Annotated in this window: 27 protein-coding genes and 1 tRNA gene; 24 read left to right on the forward strand and 4 right to left on the reverse strand. The window is 58.6% G+C overall.

Translation table 11 applies throughout. The annotated features are described in order from the left end of the window. The first annotated feature begins 158 nt into the window (after window positions 1–158). From PQU98_RS05125 to PQU98_RS05135, 3 genes are read left to right on the forward strand one after another with little or no spacing between them, the layout of a single operon-like run. Window positions 159–449, forward strand: a complete 291-nt coding sequence (locus tag PQU98_RS05125; RefSeq protein ID WP_272743810.1) for a nucleotidyltransferase family protein — start codon at window positions 159–161, stop codon at window positions 447–449. Continuing rightward, window positions 446–796 (forward strand): HepT-like ribonuclease domain-containing protein, encoded by a 351-nt coding sequence (locus PQU98_RS05130; RefSeq protein ID WP_272743811.1) that lies wholly within the window; start codon window positions 446–448, stop codon window positions 794–796. The genes PQU98_RS05125 and PQU98_RS05130 overlap by 4 nt, the downstream gene beginning before the upstream one ends. Before the next feature lie 38 nt (window positions 797–834). Then, a complete protein-coding gene (locus PQU98_RS05135; RefSeq protein ID WP_272743813.1) occupies window positions 835–1416 on the forward strand; it encodes a hypothetical protein in 582 nt (193 codons plus the stop codon). A 238-nt stretch (window positions 1417–1654) separates the two neighbouring features. Here the strand turns inward: PQU98_RS05135 and wrbA are convergent, their stop codons facing one another. Continuing rightward, window positions 1655–2254: an NAD(P)H:quinone oxidoreductase gene (gene wrbA, locus PQU98_RS05140; RefSeq protein ID WP_272743814.1), complete on the reverse strand. Its 600-nt coding sequence runs from the start codon at window positions 2252–2254 to the stop codon at window positions 1655–1657. 111 nt (window positions 2255–2365) lie between these two features. Between wrbA and PQU98_RS05145 the strand changes: the two genes are divergently transcribed. Together PQU98_RS05145 and PQU98_RS05150 are read left to right on the forward strand one after the other, a co-directional pair. Continuing rightward, window positions 2366–3094, forward strand: coding sequence for a hypothetical protein (locus tag PQU98_RS05145; RefSeq protein ID WP_272743815.1), 729 nt, complete (start codon window positions 2366–2368; stop codon window positions 3092–3094). After that, window positions 3087–3956: an NAD(P)H-hydrate dehydratase gene (locus PQU98_RS05150; RefSeq protein ID WP_272743816.1), complete on the forward strand. Its 870-nt coding sequence runs from the start codon at window positions 3087–3089 to the stop codon at window positions 3954–3956. The genes PQU98_RS05145 and PQU98_RS05150 overlap by 8 nt, the downstream gene beginning before the upstream one ends. 166 nt (window positions 3957–4122) lie before the next feature. Here PQU98_RS05150 and msrA read toward each other — a convergent pair whose 3' ends face one another. Beyond that, window positions 4123–4761, reverse strand: a complete 639-nt coding sequence (gene msrA / locus PQU98_RS05155) for a peptide-methionine (S)-S-oxide reductase MsrA (RefSeq protein WP_272743817.1) — start codon at window positions 4759–4761, stop codon at window positions 4123–4125. A gap of 154 nt (window positions 4762–4915) precedes the next feature. Between msrA and PQU98_RS05160 the strand changes: the two genes are divergently transcribed. From PQU98_RS05160 to PQU98_RS05175, 4 genes are all read left to right on the forward strand, one after another. Continuing rightward, a tRNA-Ser gene (locus PQU98_RS05160) sits at window positions 4916–5005 on the forward strand. 497 nt (window positions 5006–5502) lie between these two features. Next, on the forward strand, window positions 5503–6699 hold the full coding sequence (locus PQU98_RS05165) for a DUF932 domain-containing protein (RefSeq protein ID WP_272743818.1): 1197 nt from the start codon (window positions 5503–5505) through the stop codon (window positions 6697–6699). Between the two features lie 114 nt (window positions 6700–6813). Then, window positions 6814–8955 carry a ParB/RepB/Spo0J family partition protein gene (locus PQU98_RS05170; protein WP_272743819.1) on the forward strand — a complete coding sequence of 714 codons (2142 nt, stop codon included), beginning with the start codon at window positions 6814–6816 and terminating at the stop codon, window positions 8953–8955. 335 nt (window positions 8956–9290) lie between these two features. Next, the gene (locus tag PQU98_RS05175; RefSeq protein WP_272743821.1) at window positions 9291–10232 is read left to right on the forward strand and encodes a DUF2493 domain-containing protein; all 942 of its coding nucleotides are present in this window, start codon (window positions 9291–9293) and stop codon (window positions 10230–10232) included. A 31-nt stretch (window positions 10233–10263) separates the two neighbouring features. On the opposite strand, the gene PQU98_RS05180 is transcribed toward PQU98_RS05175, so the two are convergent. Continuing rightward, entirely contained in the window at window positions 10264–10959 is a 696-nt protein-coding gene (locus PQU98_RS05180; protein WP_272743823.1) for a hypothetical protein, read from the reverse strand. 23 nt (window positions 10960–10982) lie between these two features. Further along, window positions 10983–12575 (reverse strand): NAD(P)-binding protein, encoded by a 1593-nt coding sequence (locus tag PQU98_RS05185; RefSeq protein WP_272743825.1) that lies wholly within the window; start codon window positions 12573–12575, stop codon window positions 10983–10985. 506 nt (window positions 12576–13081) lie between these two features. Between PQU98_RS05185 and PQU98_RS05190 the strand changes: the two genes are divergently transcribed. The 15 genes from PQU98_RS05190 (at window position 13082) to PQU98_RS05260 (ending at window position 24049) form a co-directional block, all read left to right on the forward strand. Further along, complete coding sequence (locus PQU98_RS05190) at window positions 13082–13408, forward strand: DUF736 domain-containing protein (protein WP_272743826.1); 327 nt, start codon at window positions 13082–13084, stop codon at window positions 13406–13408. 235 nt (window positions 13409–13643) lie between these two features. After that, window positions 13644–13907 carry a DNA -binding domain-containing protein gene (locus tag PQU98_RS05195; protein WP_272743827.1) on the forward strand — a complete coding sequence of 88 codons (264 nt, stop codon included), beginning with the start codon at window positions 13644–13646 and terminating at the stop codon, window positions 13905–13907. A 115-nt stretch (window positions 13908–14022) separates the two neighbouring features. Continuing rightward, window positions 14023–14247: a transcriptional regulator domain-containing protein gene (locus PQU98_RS05200; RefSeq protein WP_272743829.1), complete on the forward strand. Its 225-nt coding sequence runs from the start codon at window positions 14023–14025 to the stop codon at window positions 14245–14247. After that, window positions 14222–14803 carry a DUF2285 domain-containing protein gene (locus PQU98_RS05205; RefSeq protein WP_272743830.1) on the forward strand — a complete coding sequence of 194 codons (582 nt, stop codon included), beginning with the start codon at window positions 14222–14224 and terminating at the stop codon, window positions 14801–14803. The genes PQU98_RS05200 and PQU98_RS05205 overlap by 26 nt, the downstream gene beginning before the upstream one ends. Before the next feature lie 135 nt (window positions 14804–14938). Continuing rightward, window positions 14939–15223 carry a helix-turn-helix transcriptional regulator gene (locus PQU98_RS05210; RefSeq protein WP_272743831.1) on the forward strand — a complete coding sequence of 95 codons (285 nt, stop codon included), beginning with the start codon at window positions 14939–14941 and terminating at the stop codon, window positions 15221–15223. Continuing rightward, window positions 15223–15969 (forward strand): S26 family signal peptidase, encoded by a 747-nt coding sequence (locus PQU98_RS05215; protein ID WP_272743833.1) that lies wholly within the window; start codon window positions 15223–15225, stop codon window positions 15967–15969. Before PQU98_RS05210 ends, PQU98_RS05215 begins: the two co-directional genes overlap by 1 nt. Beyond that, window positions 15966–16301 (forward strand): DUF736 domain-containing protein, encoded by a 336-nt coding sequence (locus PQU98_RS05220; RefSeq protein ID WP_272743834.1) that lies wholly within the window; start codon window positions 15966–15968, stop codon window positions 16299–16301. Before PQU98_RS05215 ends, PQU98_RS05220 begins: the two co-directional genes overlap by 4 nt. A gap of 3 nt (window positions 16302–16304) precedes the next feature. Next, window positions 16305–17000, forward strand: a complete 696-nt coding sequence (locus PQU98_RS05225) for a lytic transglycosylase domain-containing protein (RefSeq protein WP_272743835.1) — start codon at window positions 16305–16307, stop codon at window positions 16998–17000. Between the two features lie 206 nt (window positions 17001–17206). Then, on the forward strand, window positions 17207–18952 hold the full coding sequence (locus PQU98_RS05230) for a relaxase/mobilization nuclease domain-containing protein (protein WP_272743836.1): 1746 nt from the start codon (window positions 17207–17209) through the stop codon (window positions 18950–18952). Window positions 18953–19155: 203 nt separating this feature from the next. Next, the gene (locus PQU98_RS05235) at window positions 19156–19797 is read left to right on the forward strand and encodes a GntR family transcriptional regulator (RefSeq protein WP_272743837.1); all 642 of its coding nucleotides are present in this window, start codon (window positions 19156–19158) and stop codon (window positions 19795–19797) included. 151 nt (window positions 19798–19948) lie between these two features. Beyond that, entirely contained in the window at window positions 19949–20101 is a 153-nt protein-coding gene (locus PQU98_RS05240) for a benenodin family lasso peptide (protein WP_272743838.1), read from the forward strand. Window positions 20102–20163: 62 nt separating this feature from the next. Then, entirely contained in the window at window positions 20164–20832 is a 669-nt protein-coding gene (locus PQU98_RS05245; protein WP_272743839.1) for a lasso peptide biosynthesis B2 protein, read from the forward strand. Between the two features lie 16 nt (window positions 20833–20848). Further along, on the forward strand, window positions 20849–22570 hold the full coding sequence (locus tag PQU98_RS05250; protein WP_272743840.1) for an asparagine synthase-related protein: 1722 nt from the start codon (window positions 20849–20851) through the stop codon (window positions 22568–22570). Between the two features lie 199 nt (window positions 22571–22769). Further along, window positions 22770–23159 (forward strand): hypothetical protein, encoded by a 390-nt coding sequence (locus PQU98_RS05255; protein ID WP_272743841.1) that lies wholly within the window; start codon window positions 22770–22772, stop codon window positions 23157–23159. Window positions 23160–23512: 353 nt separating this feature from the next. Then, window positions 23513–24049 carry a TetR/AcrR family transcriptional regulator gene (locus PQU98_RS05260; protein WP_272743842.1) on the forward strand — a complete coding sequence of 179 codons (537 nt, stop codon included), beginning with the start codon at window positions 23513–23515 and terminating at the stop codon, window positions 24047–24049. The last annotated feature ends 90 nt before the right edge of the window (window positions 24050–24139 follow it).

Genomic DNA, 24139 nt, shown 5'->3' on the forward strand with positions numbered 1-24139 from the left:
TCTTTAGTTTTGCGTGATGCCTTAAAACCGGTGCAGACTACCTCGCCTCAGCCGCCCCCTCCGTCGCGGACTTCGCCGCGCCACCTCCCCACGCAAGCGTAGGGAGGAGAAGAAACACTCATTTGCCATAACCCGTCTGATCCGCTAAACTTCGCTCTATGAAACCGTCCGAAGCCCTTGATGCCAAACGTGTTCAACTGCGCGGCCTCGTCAGCCGGTACGGCCTGTCGCGCCCGCGGGTGTTCGGCTCAGTGCTGGCGGGCACAGACACGCACCTGAGTGATCTGGATTTGCTGGTTGATCCGTCCGAGACGACCACCCTGTTTACACTGGCCCAGCTACAGGACGAAGCCGAAGCCCTGCTGGGGTTCACGGTTTCCATACTGACACCCGACGCCCTGCCCGAAGCCTTCCGCACCAAGGTTTTGCGTGAGGCTCAGGCCCTTTGAGCAAACCTGAACGCACAATCGGCTATATTGGCCACATGATTGAGGCGATTGACCGCGCTTTGATTTACACCGCCCCTTTCGACACCGCCGGAGCCTTCGGCCAAAATTCGCAAGCGCTGGACGCCGTGATCCGTACCATAGAAATTCTGGGGGAAGCGGCCAACAAGATCAGCCAGCATGACCCGGATTTCATCAGCGCCCATCCTGACATCCCGTGGAAGTCGATGCGCACCATGCGCAATAAGATGATCCACGACTATTTCTCGGTTGATCCTCTGGTCGTCTGGCAAACCGTCAAAACCGACCTGCCACCCTTGCGCGACAGACTGAGCACGCTTTTAGGGTAACTTATCCCCGCACCGTCGGTTTCCCCCATGCTAAGGGGATGACATCCGACACGCACACCGCTGAACGCTACACACCGCAAGAACGGCGCGCGCGGCTGCGGGCGTTTGCCGACCGGATGCTGGAGCGGCTGGAGGATCTGCCGCCGCCGGAAGATGTCCCTGAACTTGAGCGCACCGTGCGCATCGGCCTGTTGATTGAGCGGCTCTATGCCCGCGTCGATATCGCTGAACGCCGCGCGCCCCCGCCGCCGCTCACCCCTGAACAGGAAGCGGCCGAGGCCGCGGAAGCCGAGCAAAGAGTTGCCGAACATCGCGCGCACTGGGCGGCCCTCGTGGCCCGCCTGCGGCGTGAGCGTGAAGCGGCGGAAACCAAAACACCTCGGCCCAAGCCTGAGCCGGTTCCGGCACCCCCACCGTCCGTGTATAGTGATTGGACTGAAGATTTCGAAGGCTACGGCCTCGAAGACGACGACCTGATCGATGACCCGTCCGATGAGGTCGTGGCCCCTGCGCCTATACCTGAGCCGTCCTTAGCGCGGGTTATTGATACGCAAGACCCTCTGCGTGCGCCGGTTCAATACTGGCGCCCTCCGGAGCGACCGGATTACGGCGGGGGTTAAAGTTAAAGCGAAGCCCCCCCTCCGGCGGCTTCGCCGCCACCTCCCCCAACAAGTTGGGGGAGTATAAAGAAAATATCAAATCCAATAATACTTATACCTCCCCAACTTGTTGGGGAGGGGGACCGCTTTGCGTAGCAAAGGGGTGGTGGGGGCTCTTTCTGTCCTGATAGTGTACCCCTCCGTCCGCTTCGCGGCCACCTCCCCATCTGCGCCAAACAGCTCGATAGGGAGGAGAAGACTACCCAAACAACTTCAATGCCGTCTGCGCGACCAGTTCGCCCTGATGACGCGCGCCCGCAAGCTCGTTTTCGGTCGGCTGACGTGATCCGTCGCCGCCGGCAATCGTCGTGGCGCCGTAAGGTGAGCCGCCGGTGATTTCATCCAGCGTCATCTGCCCCTGATGGCTATAGGGCAGGCCCACGATCACCATGCCGAAATGCAGCATATTGGTGATGATGGAAAACAGCGTCATCTCCTGCCCGCCGTGCTGGGTGGCGGTTGAGGTGAACGCGGCCCCGACCTTACCGTTCAGCGCCCCCCTGGCCCACAGCCCGCCGGCCTGATCCAGGAACGCCGCCATCTGCGAGGTGATCCGCCCAAAGCGCGTGCCCGTACCAATGATAATGGCATGGTAATCCGCCAGTTCGGCTACGGTCGCAATCGGGGCGGCCTGATCCAGCTTGAAGTGCGCGGCCTTAGCGACCTCGGCGGGGGCGGTCTCCGGCACGCGCTTGATATCGACCGTGGCACCAGCGCTTCGGGCCCCTTCGGCGATTGCCCCCGCCATAGTTTCAATGTGGCCGTAGGACGAATAATAAAGGACGAGTATCTTGGCCATGTAAATCTCCTGCTGTAAGGTCTGAAAATCGCCTCGACATTAGGTTCAACAGGGTGTTTAGCGTAGTGACAATTGCGTGATTTTTAGCCCCATGAAGTGCCCGCCGCCAGCATGAAACCACCCCCTAACCGCCCCTTAAGTGATGCCGAAATTGAGGCCCTGCCCGGCCGGATGGCCGATATGATCGACCTTAAGCGGGTGCGCCTGATTAATGGCCGCCACCCGGTCGGCTGGCTGGCGCGATACATACTGGGCCACCGGCATGTGATCGTGGTCAGAGGCTCATATATCTACTGGCCGCGCCTGCCTGACGACCTGTCGGCAAAACCGGAATTGCTGGGGCTGCTGGCCCATGAACTGACCCATGTCTGGCAGTACCAGAAGGGCATGAACATCTTCAAATACGCGTTTCGTGAGCGCGGCCGCTATAAGTATAAGTTCATCCCCGATCAGCCGTTCACCAAATACGGCTATGAGCAGCAGGCCGCGATGGTCGAAGACTGGGTGCGGCTGGGCCGGCAGTGTATGGCCCGCTATAATCACGGCTGTTCGGTGTGGGATCTGGCAAAGCTGGTGCCGTTTGCCGATGAGGCCGAACCCTTGATGCCGATCGTGATGGAAGCGCCTGCGCCGGTTGCTCCCAAAGCGGCCCCAAAGACGGCTCCGAAAAAGAAGACGCCTAAGCCCACAACAGAGGCGAAACCCACGCCGGCTAAAACAGTTCCGGCTAAAAAGACGGCGGCTAAAACATCGGCCCCGAAAACCGCAAAGCCCAAATCCCCAAAACCCAGAACCGCACCGAAAAAGCCTTCGGCCTCATCGGGAGCCCGCAATGCTTGATTCTCCAAGTTTTAAGAGGGGCGACAACAGCCCGGCCCTGTGGTCGGGGCAGCTTAACTGGCCACAGCCGGACGGCAACAAATATGACCGTGGCCATGCGGTCGTGCTGGGAGGGCCTGTGGCGGCGACGGGTGCAGCACGGCTGTCGGCACGGACCGCCTTACGCGGTGGCGCAGGTCTGGTGAGCATCGCCTGCGATCCGTCGGCCCTGATGGTCTATGCCGTGGCGTGTGAGGCCGTCATGACCAAACCGCTCAGGGACGCGGACGCCTTTGCGGCCCTGATCGCCGACCCGCGCGTCACCGGCGTGCTGATGGGCCCTGCGGCCGGGGTAAATGACCGGACACGGGCGTTAGTGTTGGCCGCGCTTGAAGCCGGTAAGGCCTGTGTGCTGGATGCCGATGCCTTGAGCGTGTTTGAAGGCGGGCCCGACGCGCTGTTTGGGGCGATCACCGCCCCCACCATCCTCACCCCGCACGAGGGCGAGTTTGCCCGCCTGTTTGGTGCCATTACTGATCGCGAAGCCGATGCCGTGGTCGCTGCTCAAAAAAGCGGGGCAGTCATGGTACTCAAAGGCCGCGATACGGTCATCGCCGCGCCCGACGGACGGGTGGTGATCAACAAAAATGCCTCGGAATGGCTGGCGACCGCCGGATCAGGTGACGTGCTGGCCGGACTGTGCGTCAGCCTGCTGGCGCAAGGCATGCCCGCGTTTGAGGCCGCCTGCGCCGCCACCTGGATGCACGCTGAGGCCGCCTATCTGTTCGGCCCCGGCCTGATCGCCGAAGACCTGCCCGATCAGCTACCGCGCGTCTGGCAGGGCCTGTCACTCGGCCATAACGGCTTCAATGTGCATGGGTAAGCATATCTTCTCCTCCCTATCGCAGATGGGGAGGTGGATCGGCGCGTTAGCGACGGGACGGAGGGGGCATTGCGTAGTCAGTAGCCCCCACCACCGCATCTCATCGCTATGCGATTTCGTGCGGTCCCCCTCCCCGGCAAGCCAGGGAGGTATAAACGTAAACACGCTAAATCACACAGACCACGCCGGTGCCTTTGAGGCCGCAATAGCCGCCGGGGTTTTTCTCTAAGTATCCCTGATGGTAATCCTCGGCATAGTAAAAGGGCGTATCCTGATCGGGCCCGAAGATTTCTGTCGTAATCTCACCCAGACCGCGGGCTTTCAGGTCTTTCTCAAACACAGCTTTTGACGTCAGCGCCGCCTGATACTGAGCGTCGGTACGGGCAAAGATGGCCGAGCGGTACTGGGTGCCGACATCATTGCCCTGACGAAACCCTTGCGTGGGGTTATGCTCTTCCCAGAACAGTTTCAGTAACTGCGTAAAGCTGATTTTGGCCGGATCATAAACCACCTGAACCCCTTCGGTGTGGCCGGTCTGACCGGAGCACACCTCTTTATAGGTCGGGTTCGGCGTATAGCCGCCAATATAACCCGCCGCCGTCGAATAAACGCCGTCCTGCTTCCAGAACAGACGCTCAACACCCCAGAAACAGCCCATCGCCATCACGACGGTCTCCAGGCCTTCGGGGAACGGTCCCTTGATCGGGGTGCCAAGCACCGCGTGGATATCGTCGGTGGGGATGGGGTCAGGGCGGCCGGTCAGGGCCTGATCTTTTGAAATCATTTGGGTTTTCAAACCGAACATGGGAAAACAACCTTGAAGCTGGGGATAATAAACTCGGATTTCTTATATAGGACGGAAAAAACGAAACGCCATAGCCATTAGGACTTGCGCTTTCCGGGCGGGTGAGTATAAACGCCGCCTTCCCGCGACAGTTCAGACCTTGCGGGTATAATGCGGACAGGTGGCGGAGTGGTCGATCGCGCACGCTTGGAAAGCGTGTGTACGTGCAAGCGTACCGAGGGTTCGAATCCCTCTCTGTCCGCCATTTATTCAATTAAATCATTGATTTAATTATTTTATCAAAATCAGAAAAAACGCTTACCCACGCATTTACCCACGCTTTTTGGTTCGGTACTCAGCGGCGCGTGGCGGTACTAGGCGGGGGTCACGTTTGAGTGACTAATTGCGAGACCAGCGTCAAGACCGGGCCGACTGGCTCAGCTTTCATATCATTTCTGGTTTGAAGACCTCATAGGTCGGCGCAAAAAGGGATGTCCGCACAATTCGCCTTCGTATCCTTTCGAGAGACAGGACGTCAGGTCGATCTGTAACACAGCGAAATGTGCGCTTGTCGATGCCGCAGAACTTCTGGAAACACCAAAAAAAATGAGCCGTAAAAAATGAGCCGTGAGTATCCGACGGATGAAATAGGGTCCTGTCTAAGTTTGGGGCCAGCGTCCTAGAGGAAGAGGGGAAGACCTACTTCGTGACGGGTTGAAGACTGGGAGAGAGTCTCCCGGGCCCGATCATAGGAGTTCCGACATGATGGATTTGGAAACAGACCGCGCCGGGATTGGCGCTCAAAACGGCTACAAGGTTGATGTCAGCCGAGGCACCCGAAATGGCCGCGTCTCGTCAGAGTGGTTCTCGCGTCCCGCCGATGAGCGATTTTTGTCGCTATCAACCCTGGCCGATCACGTTCGTGGCCGCGCCGATCACAGCCGGACACGGGTGGTGGACAGCGCCCGCCTCCACGTCGAGGCCCGCTCGTCAGATCCGGAAAGCCTCGCCCTCTATCTTCCGGATTCCCCCGATCCGGTCGTGCCAACCCACTGGAGTTTTGGCCAGTTGGCAAGTCTCGTGGGGGCTCCGGCGGGCTATTTGCGCCAACTCCCGGCCCCGCTCGCCGGTATAAACCTGCAATACGGGCTTGCCAGCCACCGGGCCGAACAGATCAAGACCCTTGAAACCCATACCGGACGGCGGGAATTGCGGGCAGTGACCGGCGCCGATTACGGCCGCATTTTCGACCACGAACTGGTCGAGGCCGTTCAGAAGATTGCTGGCGATGGCACCGGCGATACACGCTGGAAGGTGCCGGGTACGCTGGACTGGGCAACTGGCCGATATAATCCGAATGTCGATATTACCCGCGATACCACCACCCTCTACGCCTCCGACCGCGATATTTTCATTTTTCTGGTCGATGATCTCAACCCCATCGAAGCCGGGCGACTGCCCGATGGCTCACCGGACCTGTATTTTCGGGGGTTCTATTGCTGGAACTCTGAGGTCGGTGCCAAAACCCTCGGACTGGCCAGTTTCTTCCTGCGCGCCGTCTGTCAGAATCGCAACCTGTGGGGCGTCGAGGATTTTCAGGAAATCTCCATCCGTCATTCCAAATATGCCGCGTCACGATTTGCCTATGAAGCCGCCCCGGCCCTTGAGCGGTTCGCAAATACTTCTGCGCAGCCCTTTATCAACGGCATTCAGACCGCCCGCGCTAAAATCGTCGCCCGCACGGACGACGACCGCGACACATTCCTCAAGACCCAGGGTTTTTCGAGGGTTGAGAGCGCCCGAATTATCGAAACCGTCCTGACTGAGGAAGGTCACCCGCCTGAAAGCCTGTTTGATTTTGTTCAGGGCATAACGGCGGTGGCCAGAACCAGATGCCATCAGGATGCCCGCCTCGATCTGGAAGGCAAGGCCCGCAAACTTCTGCAAAAGATGACCTGAACCCTCAAGGCCCCAAGGTCCGCGCCGTCCCTCGAGTGAGTGGGCGGCGCTTGGCTTTGCGACGGGTTGGAGGTCAGGAGAGAGGCTCCCGACCGCCCGTCGGGAGTTCAGATCGTGACGACATCAAATCCTAAAATTATCCGATCGCAATCGCGCGACATTCCGTTTCACAAGTTGACTCTAAGTCAGTCCAACGTCAGGCGCATCAAGGCGGGCCAGTCCATCGAAGACCTGGCCCTGTCCATAGCCCGACGCGGCCTCATACAAGGTCTGCACGTTAGACCTGTGCTCGCTCCTGATGGCTCCGAGACCGGAATGTTTGAGGTTCCCGCCGGGGGACGCCGGTTCCGCGCGCTCGAGTGGCTGGTGAAGCACAAACATATGACGAGGCACACGCCGATCCCCTGCATTGTTTCCGACGCCGGTTCAGAGATTGCTATCGAGGAACTGTCACTCGTTGAAAATATCGAGCGCGCTCCGCTCCACCCGCTCGATCAGTTTCAGGCCTTCAAAGCCTTGCTAGAGAAAGGCATGAACGAGGAAGACATCGCCGCCGCCTTTTTCGTACCGGTTCAGGTCGTCAAACAGCGTCTGCGTCTCGTGACGGTGTCGCCCACCCTGCTGAACCTCTATGCCGACGACGCCATGACGCTGGAGCAATTGATGGCATTCTCCGTCTCGGACAGTCATGAACGCCAGGAGCAGGTCTGGCAGGCCGTCAGCCATAGCTGGCAAAAGGAGCCTTGGCAGATTCGCCGTATGCTCACCGAGACCACGGTTCCGGCAGCCGACAAACGTGCCATTTTTCTGGGTCTTGAAGCTTATCAACAGGCTGGCGGCGTCATTCTGCGCGACCTGTTCGAGCCCGACCGCGGCGGATGGCTGCAGGACGCCCTCCTGCTCGACCGGCTGGTCAACGACAAACTCGCCAAAATCGCCGAGGTGGTCGCCGGCGAGGGTTGGAAATGGATCGATGCCCGAATATCTCTGCCCTATGGTGTCAAGGACGACTTAAGAGACGTAAAGGGTCGCGCTCCCGAACTCAGTGGCGATGACCGTGCCCGCCAGACACGCCTGACCCAGGATTATGAACGCATCGAAACCGAATACGAAGGCGTCGACGAATTGCCCGACGATATCGACCAGCGCCTCGGCGAGATAGAATCTGAACTGGCCGCCCTTACCAACCGGCCAAGGATCTATGAACCTGCCGACATCGACATCGCCGGGGCCTTCATCTCCATCGATTCCGACGGCGAGGTCCTAATTGAGCGGGGTTTTGTCAGGCCAGAAGATGAACCCGCCCTTGAAATAACCGATGAAGGGGTCGCGGGTGGTTCTGATGACCCTGACGCTCCCCCCGACCAACACTCACACCACGCGCCGGCGAGCACCGCCATCTCGGTGGGCGGCACCCCTTTATTGGCGGAAGACGATGATGAAGACAATGCAAAGCCGTTGTCAGACCGCCTACTCACGGAACTGACCGCCTACCGTACGCTTGCCCTCAGGAATGCGTTCGCCCTTAGTCCGCACACGGCGCTGACCGCCCTCCTGCACCGCCTCGTCTCGGACGCTTTCGGCTATAGACGCGGCGGGAATGTCCTCGAAGTCCATGTCAACCCAGTCAGCTTTCCCGTCGCAAGTGACGACCTTAGCGACAGTCCGGCCGCCCTCGCCACCCGCCTGCGCCATGACCGATGGGCTGACCTCATCCCTGACGATGACGAGGCGCTTTGGGCGTGGCTTACAGCCCTTGATGACCTGACGCGCCTTGACCTGCTGGCCCATTGTCTGAGCTTTGGCATCAATGCGGTCTATGAGCGGCCCAATCCCTACGGGTCCGGGATCAGCGCCCAAGGCCTTGCCATACGGATGGCCCAGTCCGACCGTCTGGCGCAGGCGACCGGACTTGACCTTGTCGCGGCGGGCTGGCGCGCAACCGTCGGCAACTATCTCTACCGCGTGCCCAAATCGCGCATTCTTGAGGCCGTGCGTGAAGGCGTTGGCGAACGCGCCGCGCAGCGCATCGATCACCTCAAAAAAGCCGAAATGGCCGAGGCCGCCGAACGGCTGCTGGCCAAAACCGGATGGCTGCCTGAGCCCTTACGTCTGCCACCGGACCATCAGCCTACCATTGGTGATACCTGCGCAAACCCGGTCGTGCACGTCTTAGAAGCCAGCGATGATGATCAGCCGCCCTTCGATCCGGACATTAAAAACGACGACGATCCGAGTGCGGTCGCGGCCCAATAGAGACCTGTAGGGCCAAGGGGAGCGCGGAATAACCGCGCTCCCCGTCCCGCTAGCGCGAATCCGACGTCGTCCATCAGCGGCTTTTGCGCCCTTCACAAACGCCGACGTTCTTGGCCATGGTGTCCACCATCGACCCTGGTCTCGCCCGATCGGCGATCGGCGGCCTTCACAGAGGGCGATCGGCCGTCAAGTGTGGCGGCTCCGGCAATGGCGCAAGGCCATCCTTCGCTACGCTGCGGCCCGGCGCGGCCGCTTCGGGTGCCAGATCCACCCCATAGCCGGCGGCGTCGCCATGAAGGCCGCGACGGTCGCGGCCAGAACAGGAGAGCCTGTCAATGACGACACCCAGTCCATTCACGCCCGCGCGCCAGCCAGCGACGACCGGCCAGATCCTGGAGGAACTGCAACTTTATGGCTACCGGCCGTTTGCCGACGAGCCCGATTCCCGCCCCCTGCCTGGCGACAATCAGATCACCGGCGCACTCGCCGACCTGTTCGATGCGCTCGTCTCCCCCCTTGAGGATACGCGCCTTGAACCGGATCTCGAGCCGCTCCTCTGGTCAGCCGTCAACCTGTTTCATCGCGCACTCGAGCGGCTTGAACGCACCCTCGACAGCAATGAACAAGCCCAGCGCCGCGCTCAGGGGGCGCAAGACGGCTCCGAAATCCGCTCAGTGAAACTCGAAACCCTTATCCGGGAGGGCTTGTCACTCATTGAACGGCGTAACGTTTTTGAACTCATGCGCGATCAGGCTGCCGAGCATTTCGAACGCTACACAGGATCGCCCTGGTGGCCCCGCTCCGGCTCGAAGGTCAGCCACAGCCATCTGACCGCATCGGTCATAGACAGTCGCGAGTTCCTGAACGCCCGGGCGCGGGCAGCCGCTGAGGTCCTTCTCCCCGCAGATCCCAAAATCGCTTTTTCGGGGGGCGACACCACTGAGCACCGCCCCATCTGGGCCAAACTCGATCAGGTTCTGGCTAAATATCCCGATATGGTCCTGCTGCACGGTGGCAGTCAAAAAGGCGCCGAAAAGATCGCGGCTTGCTGGGCGGACAACCGCAAGGTCACGCAGATCGCCTTCCGGCCGGATTGGGCCCGCTTTAATAAGGCCGCCCCGTTCAGACGCAATGATGAGCTTCTGTCGATCCTGCCGATCGGCGTCATAATCTATCCGGGCACCGGCATTCAGGACAATCTGGCCGATAAGGCCAAAATACTCGGCATTCCGGTGTACCGCTTTAAGCTATCCCAGGATCAAGCCACGATTTCATGAACTTACACCAAAAATGCCGATACCGGGCTCGTTACGAAGGTACCGGTATCTGATCCTGCATCAGCTCCATGCCAAGGACACTCGATACATTCTTCGCATCGATGAATAGCATTTCGCCGTTAAATCCGACATAAATGCCAAGCGCCTGACCTTCAGGCGTAGTCGCCAAAGATCCGGCCGGAATACGACCGATATCCGTCAGAACCTGTTCTGATGGTTTGACACCAAATACCTCGAGTTCAACCGTCTCATGACTGTTGATCGAGACCGGCGTGTTCCAGAACAATGTAGACACGTCGCCGATGTATTTATCACCGATTTTCACACCAGCGTTACCCGTCACATAGTGCTCGGCCGCCGATGTAACCCCATTGACGAGGGTGTTTCCGACCGAATTCGAGCACAGTACGTTGTCAGCGATCTTAATGACGCTGACATCTCTCAGCACGGACGCATTTGATTTATTTCGAGTCTCGGCGATCGCTTTTTTCACTATTCCGTCATCGATATCGCCAAAGCGAAGAAGCTTACCGCCAACCTCAACATTCACCTCTTCGATTTCCGGGTCAAGTTCATGACGAACCGTCACGGCAAAACGTTCACTTCCGTAACTCGGGTCCGACGATTTCACAAACATCGACACTACCCCATGCGGATCGCTGTGGCGCGCCTCTCCCTGAAACAGGCCGCTGTTAATCTTAATTACGGGTACCGTGTGCTGTATCATGGCTTATGCCTCATAGGCTGGATCTACCGTTCGGAACGCTTAATGGTGGCTTCGACCTTCAAAACGCTAACTCCCATCCAACTATCTGGTATCTTCGTTAAAGAAGTTGTGCTTTCCCGGAAATATTCAACAACCAACACTGCATCCTGGATGCTGACATCGCGAATCGAGAGTCGAAGAGTGTGCTGGAGATAGGACTGCAGGCTCTGTGTCATCTCGAGTAACCGGCCAGCCTTGTTCGCGCCCTGAACACGATCATAAAATGACGTCAGCTGCGCGCTCAATTCAGGTGATGGGTTCGCATAATCCATGTAATTATTTGAATTCTTATTGAACTGATCGTCGAGATGACCGCCAAAAAAGTTAGTCAAAAGGTCGGAATGGCCCCTTAGTGGTCCAACTCGGCCAATTACCCTATCGTATTCATAGCCAAGCTTCCCAGCCTTGCGTTCTTTAAGGGAATATGTCCGATTTTTTTCATTATATTCTACACCGTTGATATCGGCAGGAAAATGCTGAACGAATGGTTTTCCATCAGACCCCTTTTCAACAAGCAGAAAAGATAGGATCGCTTTATGCAGAGGCGACGCACTCACCGAAAAAGGCTGAGACGTCCGACTGAAAAGGTGCACTGACGTATCGAACTCCATTTTCTGTCGGAGATACTTGATCGCGATGGCGTCGCATAAGGCCCCCTTATATATCTCATACTGTCGCTTTGCAAACTCCTCGGCCTTGGCTAAATCTTCGAAATCTGAAGGGCCCTCTAGCTTCTTGAGCTCTTCATCAAGCTGTATGATCTCATCCCTAACTGATGGCGAAATAAAGTCCCAGGCGATCATCCGGTAAATTTCGTCAAAATGCCGACTGCGCCAGAAACAGCGCATGATTTCGATTATGCCTCCGTCACCGTCACCAACTACGGCGATCTGGGGAGGACGCAAAGAGGACTTGATGGGTCGAACGCTGTAGTCCTCCCAATAACTGGTTACAAAGTAAGGCGAAATTATCTTTTCGGAATTAAAGCCGGTACAGAAGAACACACAGTCATGCTGTACCGTTTGCGTCGACTTCGCTCCCGCCTTACGGTCCAGATGCTCATATGTCACATTGAACTCGACACCATTATGGGGGGTTGCAACTTCTTTGACCGAAGTGACCTCACAGGACGTCTCGTATATTGGGCGATCGCCAAACTGCGACTCGAATGAATTATAAATTTGCAGAGCCACGTGGTCGGCGAAATCACAATGCCAGTTGAGGATTGGCAGCGAACTATGCGGAACCAGATCCAGTTGGGGCCAATTGATAGCCGTGGGATGTAGGTAACGCGTTCGACTGTAATACTGAAGGGGAATCAGACGTCGTTTACGTTCGTAGATCAGCACATTCTTTCCAATGAGCCTCAGAGCCGCTGCAAGAGTCACGCCGGCAATGCCACCGCCAATGACTGCCACGTTCCGGCATTTTTTGAATTTTTCGTCGGCGTATAGATCGTGAACGAGTTTGAAAGCGCGAAGTTGCTGTGTGTGGATGCTCACACGATATGCGCTGCCGCCAACGACGAAAGCCAATATGTTTGTTTTAGGCCGACATGCGGCAATTGCATCGGTCATAAATCATCCCCATGCGGAAGGTTAACAATAAGCATGCCGCCTTTGTCAACCATCGCGCGAGTCTCGCTCTACTTAACCCCGGGAAATCGAACCTTGACCTCTTAAGTCAAACCTGAGTCTGCTCATGCCTCATGTACCACCTCAGTTCACGGCGTTTACACAAAGGCCAGCCTCGCCCCCCCGCGCCGGGCCGTAACCGAACCGTCTGGACTGACCGTATGTGTAGGGCGAGCATGCCCTGTTGCATCTTCTAGGTGGTCGCACCCCAGTCAGGCCTCTCAATGGATCGATCTGGCCGAAGGCCGGCTACGCCTCGCCCGCTCTGGCGCAACGGCCAGCTCAACTTTCTTCCCCTGGGCAAAAGCCCATTCCTCGCGAACCAACAAAGTTTCGCCCTGCCGTCTCCCGCTTCGCTTGGTCCAAAGGATGCGCCCGCGGGCGCCTCCGGCTGCGGATCACCATCGAGGCCGCAATGGTGCGGCTCGACACTCAAAGGAGACTTTACAATGGCAAACATCGGCACCTTCAAAAAGACCTCGTCAAACGAATATTCGGGTGACATCACAACGCTCAGCGTCCAGGCCAGGGGCGTACGTATTGTCCCGGACGCCCGCGCCACCGGCGATAATGCGCCCAGCCACCGTGTTTTGGTCGGTCGCGCCGAAATCGGTGCCGCCTGGACCAAGAGATCTGGCGAAGGCCGCGACTATCTCAGCCTAAAACTCGATGATCCGAGCTTCAATGCTCCCATTTTCGCCAATCTCTTCGAGGAAGATGATCATGAGGCCTTTACCCTCATCTGGTCGCGCCCCAGCCGACGCAACGGGAACTGACCCCATAAGCCCCGGCCGGGTCACCGGCCGGGATCATAAATTGCCCGCAGGCCGCAGGGGCAGGTCCAAACAGTCACCGCCACGACGCCTGATTGTCGAAAATCAGGGAAAAAATCGCCTGCACTGCTAATCTCCGCGCCAGTCAGCTAGGTTTCAGATATGATCAAATGACGGTCGATCCGGTTAGATAGCGCTGGCCGGATCGACCGGCCTTTCAGCCGACACGAGGAGACGCATGAGCCGACCCGAATACCTCGACGACGTGCCCGATGGCCCGGCTTTAACCGCCTATGACCGGACCCATCTCAAGCTCTACATGCGCCTGCTTGATGCCGAGGCCGAAGGTGCCGACTGGCGCGAGATCGCAACTCACCTATTTGGTATCGACGCCAACGCTACCCCCGGCACCGCCCGAACCCTCTATGATCGCCATTTGTCGCGTGCCCGCTGGATGAGCGAAATCGGTTACAAACAATTGGCGATTTCGTCCGGTAACTGAGTAATGCGGTCGACAGGCGCCACTAATGCGCCCTACAGGCGATTACGGTTCCCACATACCGCAATTCTCAATAGTGTTTCCGCATCGCACAATCTTTGCGGTGAAAGGAGCGCCTATGCTACCTGATCCGTCCCAATGGCGGTCAGACCACGCCTATGCCTATTTCGACGACCTACCGCCCGAAGGCCTGGCCTGGGAATGCCTGAGACGTAACCGTCACTATCAGACCGAGGTCCGCAACACCCTGCTCGACCTCTCGCGCCACGCCCCGGTCCCTGAAGCGTTTATTGAAACCTGGGGGTTGCGAAGTCCCGGTGCCACCGAGCCTAAGCGCCCTTGAGGCGACCCTGCCCTGGACACCCCAGATAAATCCTGGCAGTGTCATCGTGGCGCCCGCCGGTAAGCCAATCGGTGGCCTGCACTATCCCGGCGCCAAGCCCATCAAGATCCTTCACCCGCCGACATTTTCCGATCATATGGGTGCGCTGTCAGTGATCCGCCACGGCACCGACGAGGTGCAGGTCTTTCGCCTTGATCCCACCGTGCCAGACGAAAACGCCACCTTCCTGATTCCCGCCGATTCCCATGTCGCTATACGTCTCGACGCCCTGTCGCGCCTTATCCGCCTGCTCACGCCCACACCGGCACCGGATACGCGCCTGACCAAACTCCAGCGACGACGGATTGCCGCGATGCTGCGCGCCAGTGACGGCCGGGCCGAAGACGCCTCCCAAAAATCAATCGCTGAAGCCATGTTTGGCCGTCGCCGTGTCAGTCAGGAATACTGGCCCCACGCCTCTCTGCGGTTCCATATTCATCGCTTGCTGACCGATGCCGCCCGCCTGATCGACGGCGGCTACCTGCATTTGCTAAGCCCCATCATCAAACGGCGATAAATCTTGTCCCCCCGCAGCACCTCATGTGTGCGTAAACACATCCTTGATTTGCGCACATCCCCAAGCCGCCGTCGCCCCGCCACACTGCCTTTCCGTTCCCGCTGACCTTCAGCCCTACCGAGAAAGGCTCCGACCATGGCTGCGCCCCTCCCCCCCATTCCCAAAGACCGCCTCCTGAGAACCCCGGAAGCCGCCCGTTATCTCGGCCTGTCCGACCGCACACTCGAAAAACATCGCTGCTACGGCACCGGTCCCGTCTATATCAAACTCGGCGGAAGAGTGGTCTACGACATGGCCGATCTCCAGGCATGGGCACGATCAGGCAGTCGTACCCATACCCGCGGCGAACGCCTACACAGCATTGGGGCACCGACGGGCCCGGTCAACCCTCTGAATCGCACTACATCTGGAGACACCTGATGGCCCCGTCTCCCCGCCGCTACCGCCCTGTGGCTGTCTGGTGTCGGTTAAAAGGCCTCTCGGGCCGCAACGCTCCAGCACGCACGACGCCAGAGCAGTCCCACTCTCCAGCCGACACTAAAGCGAAATCCGGACCGTCGCAAGCTCTGCAGATAGCGGCCTTAGCGACCGGCGCCATTGTCCTCATCGGCCTCTCAGCGAGCCTCTCACCGGTGCCGCGCCTGATCTTTAATCCCAGCGCCAGTGTAGCGCGCGGGCTTTACACCAATGATCCGAACGGTCGGCCAAGGCGCTACGATCTGCTGCTTGTCCGCCTTCCGGAGGCGATTGCCCAACTGGCCGATGCGCGCCGGTACCTGCCCACAGATATCCCGCTGATCAAGCCTGTAGCAGCCATTGCCGGTGACGACATCTGCCGTCACCACAAGACCGTCTTTGTCAACGGCGCGCCCGTGGCCGTCGCCAAGCTCACCGATCGCTATAACCGTCCCCTGCCCCAATGGCAGGGTTGCCGCCGTCTGCGCACCGGCCAAGTTTTGCTTATCAGCCCTGCCATGCCTGACAGTTTTGATGGACGCTATTTTGGACCGGTATCGTCATCCTATGTGCTGGGTGTTGTGCGCCCCCTTATCGTCGAAACCGATCACCCGTCCGCCCAAGACGGCGCCGAATTCCCATCGCCATCCGAACGCAACTCTGTCGCTGACCCAGGCAATCCACACGTACCCGGGCGGGCCAGACCATGACCCAGATTGGACAGTTCACCCGCCTGCGCGGCCTCTACAGCGGGCGTCTGCGGACCCTGACTATCGACGTTCACCTCGTACTCGTCCCCGCCCCGACCAGCGACCATCCCCAACAGCCCGATTACCGCATCCATGCCGGCGATGCTGACGGCCCGGAAATCGGTGCCGCCTACAAGCGCGTCAGCGACAAGGCTGGAGAATTCCTCGCCCTGTGGCTCGATGATCCCGCCCTGCCCGCGCCCCTGCGTGCCAGTCTGTTTCAAAATCCGTACGACAAAAAAGGCTGGAACCTGCACTGGACGCGTACCCCCAAAGCCAGTGGATTGGATTGACCCATGCCCAGACCGTGTTACCTCTTGAGCCTCATAATGGCCATTAACGGGCTTGAGGCCCCGCCCGCCACCGCGCAGACCTATGCTGCCGAAATCCACGCCGCCGCCCAGCGTTTTGGCGTGCACCGTGCCTGGATCGAGGCGGTCATCAGGATCGAAAGCGATGGGCGCCCTGACGCACGCTCGGCCAAGGGCGCTGTCGGTTTAATGCAGCTTATGCCCGAAACCTTTGCCGAAATCCGCCATCGCTACCGCCTGCCCAATGATATCGCCGAACCGCGCACCAACATACTGGCCGGCACCGCCTATCTGCGCGAACTCTTTGACCTTTACGGCGTCCCCGGCGCGTTTGCCGCCTACAATGCAGGGCCCCACCGCTATGATCAGTACCTGCTCGGGGTTAGACACCTGCCGCCCGAAACCCGCCTCTATGTCGACCAGATCGCAAGTTTAACCGGCATCTCAAACACAAGGTTAAAAGCCGATCCGGATCAGAACATTAGCGACAACTGGTCACGGTCAAGCCTGTTCCCGACACCAGAACCAGAGCCGAAGCCGCATTCGCAGCGTCAGCGTACGGTAAAAGCGGCCGACGACTCCGAAACCGAAGCGCCCGAGGATCCCGTCCCATTGCCGTCACCAGACCGTGCGGGTCTCTTTCCGCCAACCAGTATCGTCAACGGAAGCCACCACCCTTAATCCAAGAAAGAGATCAAATTCAGTGGATTTTTAGGATGAGTGAAGATGGCAAGATAAAAACGGCAAGGTGCGGGCGGGGTTAGGCTGGAGATATTTGAGCGAATTCAACCCCTTAACGGCGACCACCGCAAAGTGCACACAGATCGCGCCACATTTGATTTAGTTTTTTTGACATACAAACCAACATCTTATCGCAAGGTTCCATCATGACAGATGAAGACCACTTCACTATCAGACCCGGTACCATAAGATCGCGCGGGCGTCAGCGCCTCAGACCCGCCCTCCATCAGATACTCGCCGCCACCCGCAAGGCTGGCGGACAGGTTACCCGGACGGGCGCACCCAAGAACCGCGCACATGTGGGCCGAGGCGGCCGCCGAGGCGTGAGTGCTAATCGCAAGCTGATGAACGCCCACAGACGGGTGCTCGTCAAGGCCCGAATTGTCAGGCAGGGAAAGCGCGCGGGGGGCCTTGCCGCCCACCTGAGATATTTACAGCGCGAAGGCGTCACCCGGGATCAAAGCACAGCCACCCTGTTTGGGCCGGAGGCCACGCCCGAGAACGTCCGTGAACTTGCAAAGGCCTTCGCCGAGCGCTGCGCAAGCGACCGCCACCATTTCCGCTTTATTATTTCGCCGGAAGATGCGGCCGAACTGTCCGACCTCAAGAGATTTGCCCGCGACCTTATGGCTCAGGCCGCCAGCGATCTTAACACCCGGCTGGACTGGGTCGGCATCGCCCATTGGAATACGGCTCACCCTCACCTCCATATTATTCTGCGCGGCACCACCGATCTGGGCGAAGATCTGGTGATCTCGCGCGCCTACATTACCTCGGGCCTTCGTGGTCGCGCCCAGGACCTCGTCGAAAATGAACTGGGGCCGAAATCAGCCCACGAGATCGAACAGCAGTTGCGCCGCCAGATCACCGCTGAGCGCCTGACCAATATCGACCGGCAATTGATCCGTGAGGGTGAGCGTCATGGCCTCATCGACCTTGCCCCACCCTCGCCAGCCAAGCCGTCAGGTGATCACACCCACAAGATGGCCAGGATGCGGCAGCTTGAAGCCTTCGGCCTAGCCAACCAGGTCGCGCCCGGCCAATGGCTGCTGTCGAACCAGACCGCCGCCACCTTGACGGCCATGGGCGAGCGCTATGACATCATCAAACGCCTCCATAAGGGCCTGGCTTTGGCTGGCCAAAGCCGAGACGCCCACGAGCTTTACCTTGACCTTGACAGTCGGGGGACCGGGCGCGTGTGCGGCCGCCTGCTTGATTTCGGCCTTGACGATGAACTCGAGGGCACAGGCTTTGCCATTATCGACGCCACCGACGGCCTCGTCCATCATGTCCGTATCCGGGATCCGGAGGGATTGGCGGGAGCCCGACCAGGCGCCATTGTCGAGACCACTCCAGAATTTCACGCCCGCACCGGCGAGGCCGGGATTGTGGTGCGCAGCGACCTAAACCTCACCACTCAGATCGCGGCCGAAGGGGCCACATGGCTAGACCGAACGCTTGTGGCGGCAACACCCTTGGCGCTGTCCAGCCACGGCTTTGGCGCCGAGGTTCATGACGCCCAGAGACAACGCGTCGATAAACTGATTGCCATGGGCCTCGCGGAAAGAATTGAAGGCAAGATTCGCATTCGGGCAAACCTCATTGCCACTCTGACCCACCGCGAACTCCAGACAACCGCCGAAACCCTATCCCGGGACAGCGGCCAGACCTACCGACCAGAGGTGCCGGGAGATGAGATTAGGGGCACCTATCGCCGGCGTCTCAACCTGGCCTCTGGCCGTTACGCCCTCATTGACGAGGGCCTCGGCTTCCGGCTCGTGCCCTGGTCGCCATCGATTGAGCGCCGTCTGGGTCAGGAGGTTGGCGCGACCCTGTCACGCACCGGGCAAATCGCCTGGCATCCCAAGCGTGATCGGGGACTTGAGATTTGATCATATGACAATCATGTCACAAAATTGTTTGTTGCATGACGTAATACTTTACCGCCAACTTCGCAATTACTGGTTGCGAACCGGCGCGGCACAGCCCTCACCCAAAGCAACTGGATTTTGTCGAATGGAAATTCGGGACAGTTGACCCCTGCGCGTTGATACCGCCGATCGAACGTCCCGTCTTGTCCAGAGAGGGGATTTTCGTGAGCAAGGCGTATCTGACGCGTGACCGTGTCTATCATAAAATCAAATCCAGTCTGCTGACCGGCGCGTTCGCGCCGGGTGCCCATATCGATGTCGGTCTCCTTGAAATGCAGGTCCACACCAGTGGATCACCCATTCGCATGGCGCTGCAGCGCATGGTCGGCGAAGGCCTGGTCGAAGCCCATGCCAATGAAGGCTTCTATATGCCCCACCTCACCGAACCAGGATTGCACGATACCTATCTCTTTGCCGGAGCCACGCTCGACTTCGCCCTGAAAGAGGCGCTGAACCGGCAAGCCATGGTAAAGCCTGGGCGTGTGCCCGAGTTCGAGTTGACAACTGATGCAGAGATCGTCGCTGCGAGTGAATGGCTGTTTCTGGCCGTTGCCGACAGCGCGGACAATCGTGAAGCCGTCCGGGCCGTGGCGGGCCTGAATGACCGTCTGCATGTCGTCCGTTGGCTTAAGAACGGCCTCATTCCCAACCGAAAGACTGAAATCAGACATCTGCTCACCTTGTGGTCGAACGGCGACCTGATCGCTCTGCGTCGCGCTTTGTCGGTCTACCACAAGAAGCGCCTGAAGATGGTTCCCGCCCTCGTACGCTGTGTCCACACCGCAACTCATCATCCGGGAGCGTAAGCCGTTGCCGCGCGCCACGCTAAAACTTTTCTCCGACAGATGATCCTCTGATTACGATCTTCAAACCATGTGCTGATTCCAGGATTACCACCGCGGAACCGTCCTAAGCTGGAAACGCTATGAATTCTCATAGCCCACTGGAAAGGACAGAATGATGAACACCCATACCGATATGGCCGATACCTTCGAAGATCCCCTGACCGACCTTGGCCGGGCCAGCCACGAGACCCGCGGCAGCCAGCCCGGGCGCCCGGATGATGTGGGGGGCGGCCAGCAGCCCATCGAGGGCCTGGTAACAGACTGAGACCATGGGCGGCGAAGAGATACGCCGCCCATTCTGTGTTCTCCTTCACGTAAGGCGCCGCCATGTACGCCCTCGCTCCGGATGTCAGCTTCTGCCTTGACGGCGAACAGGTGATCTTCCTTGATCTGCGCCGCGACCGCTATATCGGCACCTCGCCGGACATGGGTCATAGTTTTTACCGCTACCTCAAGGGTGATAACCCCGATGATAACGTGTCGAGGCTCGTCTCGAACGGTTTGCTCGTAGAGGCCGCCCGCCCTGAGCGACCGGGCCCGGTGTTTTATGAGGCCCCTGACATCAGTTTGAGTGACCAGGGATTAAAAAATCGTCGCCTATCACCCGCCGATGTCGGCCAGATCGGCTTATCGCTCGTCGTCCAAAGTCAGACGTCCTGGCGTCTGCGCCATGCCTCGCTGCATCAGGCGATCAGCTACCTGCAACAGAAAAAACGATCCCGTCAAGGCGGATTGTCTGCCACCGGGGGCGAGCGACTGATCAGGCTAGTTCGGGCCTACAACCTTACCCGCCGCCTGCGCGCGACGCAGGATCGCTGCCTTTGGTGGTCGTTCGCCCTCGCCGACCTGCTGCTCACGCACCGCCTGGACTGCCACCTTATTCTCGCGGTTCAGACCAAACCGTTTGCGGCCCATGCCTGGGTCCAACACCGCCACCTCGTCCTCAATGACAGCCTCGACAATGTGAAGCCCTATACACCGATTCTGGTGATCTGAGATGCCGGTCCGCTTCATGCTCATTCAACCGAATACCCAAGACTTTGCCGCGCGAACCCTGGCTCTGGCCGATACCGACATAGTGCCCTGGCAGCACCGCTCGCTTGGCACCGCGACAGTGCTGACGGCCCCCGACACGCCGGTCATTGCCCTGCCCGATGGGCATGGGGCCATCATTGGACGCCTGTTCAGCCCGCCACCGTCCGCCACCGAAATCCAAAGCCCACCACCGACACTGATCTCATCCCTTCGACGTGACGGCGTTGTCGCCTTGGCGACAGCGGCCTGGGGCAGCTATATCGCCATCCTTAGCCAGGGCGACAGGCTCGACGTCGCACGGGATCCGTCAGGCGCATTGCCTTGCCTTTATGGCGGAGGGCCAGACGGATTGGTCGTCGCCAGCGACGTTCGCGATCTGTTGAGGTTTGCGGGCATCGCCCCTTCCATTGACTATGATTATTTGGCAACCCAGCTATACCATCAGGATCTGCGCTCAGAACATACCGGCCTCTGCGGCATCAAGGAATTGCTGCCGGGGGTTTGCCTTCAATCCAGAGGCATGTCGCGTACCCACATGCCCTTCTGGAGCCCCTATCCGTTTATGGTGAGAGGGCATACTACCACCTTTCTGGATCAGGCAGAGCGGTTAAAAGTCGCCATCCAGTCATCCGTTGGAGCGCTCGCTTCAGGTTATGACAAGTTCCTGCTCAGCCTGTCCGGCGGCCTTGATTCCTCGGTGATCGCCGCCGCCCTACATGACCAAGGCCTCAAGCCACGCGCGGTGACCTTTGCCACACGTGATAGTGAGGGCGATGAACGGCCCTATGCCCGCGAAGTCGCCCATCACCTCAGCCTGGAACTTGATGAGATCATTTATGACTATAAGGCCGTCGATATCCGGCAGTCAGTCTCAAAACATCTGCCACGCCCTATCGGCTACGCCTTCAGTCAGCCCAACAGCAGCCACAAACGCCAGCTCGCCGCCGTGCACGGGATTAAGGCCCTGATCGGCGGCATCGGCGGTGACAATGTGTTCGGCTATTCACCCTCCGCGACACCGCTCGTCGACCGCTTCAGGTGCCAGGGCCTGACACCTGGGTTGTGGCATACGCTGGAGGACATTTGCCAGTTAACCCGGGCAAGTTATGGTGACGTCATTGCCGCAGCCGTGAGGCGCCATTTCCGTACCGATCAGGGGTATCAATGGCCCGTCAGTGACCGCTTTCTCGCGCCAAACTTCAGGCCTGTGCCACCGAAGCAATGGCATCCGTGGCTGGAAGCACCAGAGGGCACTCTACCCGGAAAGGCCGTTCATGTCGGCTTGATCGTGCGCGCCCAGCTGCTGCTTGACGGCTTTGAGCACCAGACCCTCGACCAATTGAACCCTCTGCTCGCCCAGCCGGTTATGGAGGTCAGCCTCGCTATTCCATCCTGGTTCGGGTGCGCGGGTGGACTCAATCGCGCCCCGGTCAGAGCCGCCTTTGCTGGCGCCCTACCGGACGCCATTATCAAGCGCCGCTCGAAAGGCGGCCCCCGTAGCCTTGCCAATGAGGTTCTCATGGCTGGGCGTCGGGAGGCTTCTGATATCCTGTCCCGCGGATATCTGGCCGGAAACGGCGTGATTGATGGCGGTTTGGTGCGCGCAATCCTCGAAGGTCGACAGCCCATAGCCGCAGCCGATCAGTTGCGGTGTCTCAGTTTGCTGGAAGCCGAGGCCTGGGCAGCGCACTGGAGCTAGACAAGCCCTTTCTTTCTAAATCAATGACTTAGCCGCTTAAGACCATCTCATATGCGTTCACGACACGCCAATGAGAGCCGCTCCCTCACGCCGACGATGCCATTGGAGGATCGCGCGTACAGCCTCAAACGACGTCTTACTCATGACTATTGGCGGAAATAGAGTTGACACCTTGCCCTCCTAGACCATACCATATTGTATGGTATTTTTAACTATAGAAACGATCAACATTTCCTATGCCGTGGCGTCAGCCTGGATGATCTTCATGTGCCTTCTGCACATTCTGAAGGGCGGCGCTGTTTATGTACGACCGTTGTTTGTCCAAACGGAATTACGCCTGCCAGTAAGGGTGGGACTTTACTTTTGCTGGCATCTTGTGAGCCTGATGTTGGGATTTATGGCGGCTTTATTCGCTCTGGCCGCCTACGCGGACGGCAATTTGGGGCTACTGATTAGCCTTTTTGCCTTCGCGTGCGGCGGGCTGAACCTGCTGCTTGCTTTACGGTTTGGGTTATTTCCTTGGCGACTACCGCAGTGGGTATTGTTCTTTGTCGCAGCGGCACTTGGTTTTACTGGCCATGCCATTTAGGAGTGAGACAACTTCAGCCCTCAATATTTGGTGGCTGTCCGCGGGTGTGTTTACCCGGGGCTGGTGTCATTGTGAGTTTGTGCGTCCCGTACGGCTCGGACAGATCTGAGAATTCCTAGGCGACCGTTTTTTGCCTGGGCAGCTATGGCGCTCCTGTCCATTGCCGTCCTATATCAGCGCTTTAAATATATCCCGGACCCAAGTTTAGCGGAAGTGGACACAACGGCAATGATGTATGGTGCAGTGGTTTCAAGCTCGAAGATAAGCTTGTCTTTTACCCGCTCCCGCTCGTTTCCGCGTTGGTCTTCCTGTCATAATCTGCTGCGTTTACCCCACGAAAGGTGACGTCCATTTTGAAACGACTGAGTAAAGAAGATTGGATCACTTTTGCTCGTGCCCTAATCGTGCGCGAAGGCCAGATTACGCTTGAAACGCTTTGCAGGGATGCCAAGCGCACGCGGGGTTCATTTTATCATCACTTTGAAGACGTTAAGGCCTTGCGGCAGGCATTGCTTGAGACGTGGCGCACTGAGGCTACGGATGCCATTATCACGCAGGTCGACAAAACGGCAGGATCAAGGGCCCTGGCCCTGAGGGCTTTGGCGCAAACGGTCGATCATCGGTTCGAACGGGCTTTGCGTGCGGCCAGTCTGAAGGAGGCCGAGATCGCGCAAGCCGTTGAGGACATCGACCGCTTGCGCGAAGCCTATATTGCCGAACTTATAGATGATGAATTTCAAATAGGTAGCAATGAAGCTGGCGTTTCGGCACGGTTGATCTATAGCGTTTTTTTAAGCGGGCAAATGCGTGCGCCAGACGACATGCGCCTCTTCACACGGGGCGCCTATGACTGGTTACTGAAATCGCTCGCTTCCGAAAAAAACCATTGAGACCAATAGTTTCGATCCTGATGGGCTTGTTTTTCAATGATCATCCAGTTGCTGCCCCATACATTGGGCGAGTGCAGACCGGCATAGCGC

Origin of the sequence: Asticcacaulis machinosus (assembly GCF_028550435.1) — a bacterium.
Lineage (GTDB): Bacteria > Pseudomonadota > Alphaproteobacteria > Caulobacterales > Caulobacteraceae > Asticcacaulis > Asticcacaulis machinosus.

What these genes read in the sequence shown, in the direction of transcription:
- PQU98_RS05125 (WP_272743810.1), top strand. Translation starts at nt 159, where the DNA reads ATGAAACCGTCCGAAGCCCTTGATGCCAAACGTGTTCAACTGCGCGGC.
- PQU98_RS05135 (WP_272743813.1), top strand. Translation starts at nt 835, where the DNA reads ATGACATCCGACACGCACACCGCTGAACGCTACACACCGCAAGAACGG.
- wrbA (WP_272743814.1), bottom strand. Translation starts at nt 2,254, where the DNA reads ATGGCCAAGATACTCGTCCTTTATTATTCGTCCTACGGCCACATTGAA.
- PQU98_RS05145 (WP_272743815.1), top strand. Translation starts at nt 2,366, where the DNA reads ATGAAACCACCCCCTAACCGCCCCTTAAGTGATGCCGAAATTGAGGCC.
- PQU98_RS05150 (WP_272743816.1), top strand. Translation starts at nt 3,087, where the DNA reads ATGCTTGATTCTCCAAGTTTTAAGAGGGGCGACAACAGCCCGGCCCTG.
- msrA (WP_272743817.1), bottom strand. Translation starts at nt 4,761, where the DNA reads ATGTTCGGTTTGAAAACCCAAATGATTTCAAAAGATCAGGCCCTGACC.
- PQU98_RS05165 (WP_272743818.1), top strand. Translation starts at nt 5,503, where the DNA reads ATGATGGATTTGGAAACAGACCGCGCCGGGATTGGCGCTCAAAACGGC.
- PQU98_RS05175 (WP_272743821.1), top strand. Translation starts at nt 9,291, where the DNA reads ATGACGACACCCAGTCCATTCACGCCCGCGCGCCAGCCAGCGACGACC.
- PQU98_RS05180 (WP_272743823.1), bottom strand. Translation starts at nt 10,959, where the DNA reads ATGATACAGCACACGGTACCCGTAATTAAGATTAACAGCGGCCTGTTT.
- PQU98_RS05185 (WP_272743825.1), bottom strand. Translation starts at nt 12,575, where the DNA reads ATGACCGATGCAATTGCCGCATGTCGGCCTAAAACAAACATATTGGCT.
- PQU98_RS05190 (WP_272743826.1), top strand. Translation starts at nt 13,082, where the DNA reads ATGGCAAACATCGGCACCTTCAAAAAGACCTCGTCAAACGAATATTCG.
- PQU98_RS05195 (WP_272743827.1), top strand. Translation starts at nt 13,644, where the DNA reads ATGAGCCGACCCGAATACCTCGACGACGTGCCCGATGGCCCGGCTTTA.
- PQU98_RS05200 (WP_272743829.1), top strand. Translation starts at nt 14,023, where the DNA reads ATGCTACCTGATCCGTCCCAATGGCGGTCAGACCACGCCTATGCCTAT.
- PQU98_RS05210 (WP_272743831.1), top strand. Translation starts at nt 14,939, where the DNA reads ATGGCTGCGCCCCTCCCCCCCATTCCCAAAGACCGCCTCCTGAGAACC.
- PQU98_RS05215 (WP_272743833.1), top strand. Translation starts at nt 15,223, where the DNA reads ATGGCCCCGTCTCCCCGCCGCTACCGCCCTGTGGCTGTCTGGTGTCGG.
- PQU98_RS05220 (WP_272743834.1), top strand. Translation starts at nt 15,966, where the DNA reads ATGACCCAGATTGGACAGTTCACCCGCCTGCGCGGCCTCTACAGCGGG.
- PQU98_RS05225 (WP_272743835.1), top strand. Translation starts at nt 16,305, where the DNA reads ATGCCCAGACCGTGTTACCTCTTGAGCCTCATAATGGCCATTAACGGG.
- PQU98_RS05230 (WP_272743836.1), top strand. Translation starts at nt 17,207, where the DNA reads ATGACAGATGAAGACCACTTCACTATCAGACCCGGTACCATAAGATCG.
- PQU98_RS05240 (WP_272743838.1), top strand. Translation starts at nt 19,949, where the DNA reads ATGATGAACACCCATACCGATATGGCCGATACCTTCGAAGATCCCCTG.
- PQU98_RS05245 (WP_272743839.1), top strand. Translation starts at nt 20,164, where the DNA reads ATGTACGCCCTCGCTCCGGATGTCAGCTTCTGCCTTGACGGCGAACAG.
- PQU98_RS05250 (WP_272743840.1), top strand. Translation starts at nt 20,849, where the DNA reads ATGCTCATTCAACCGAATACCCAAGACTTTGCCGCGCGAACCCTGGCT.
- PQU98_RS05255 (WP_272743841.1), top strand. Translation starts at nt 22,770, where the DNA reads ATGGTATTTTTAACTATAGAAACGATCAACATTTCCTATGCCGTGGCG.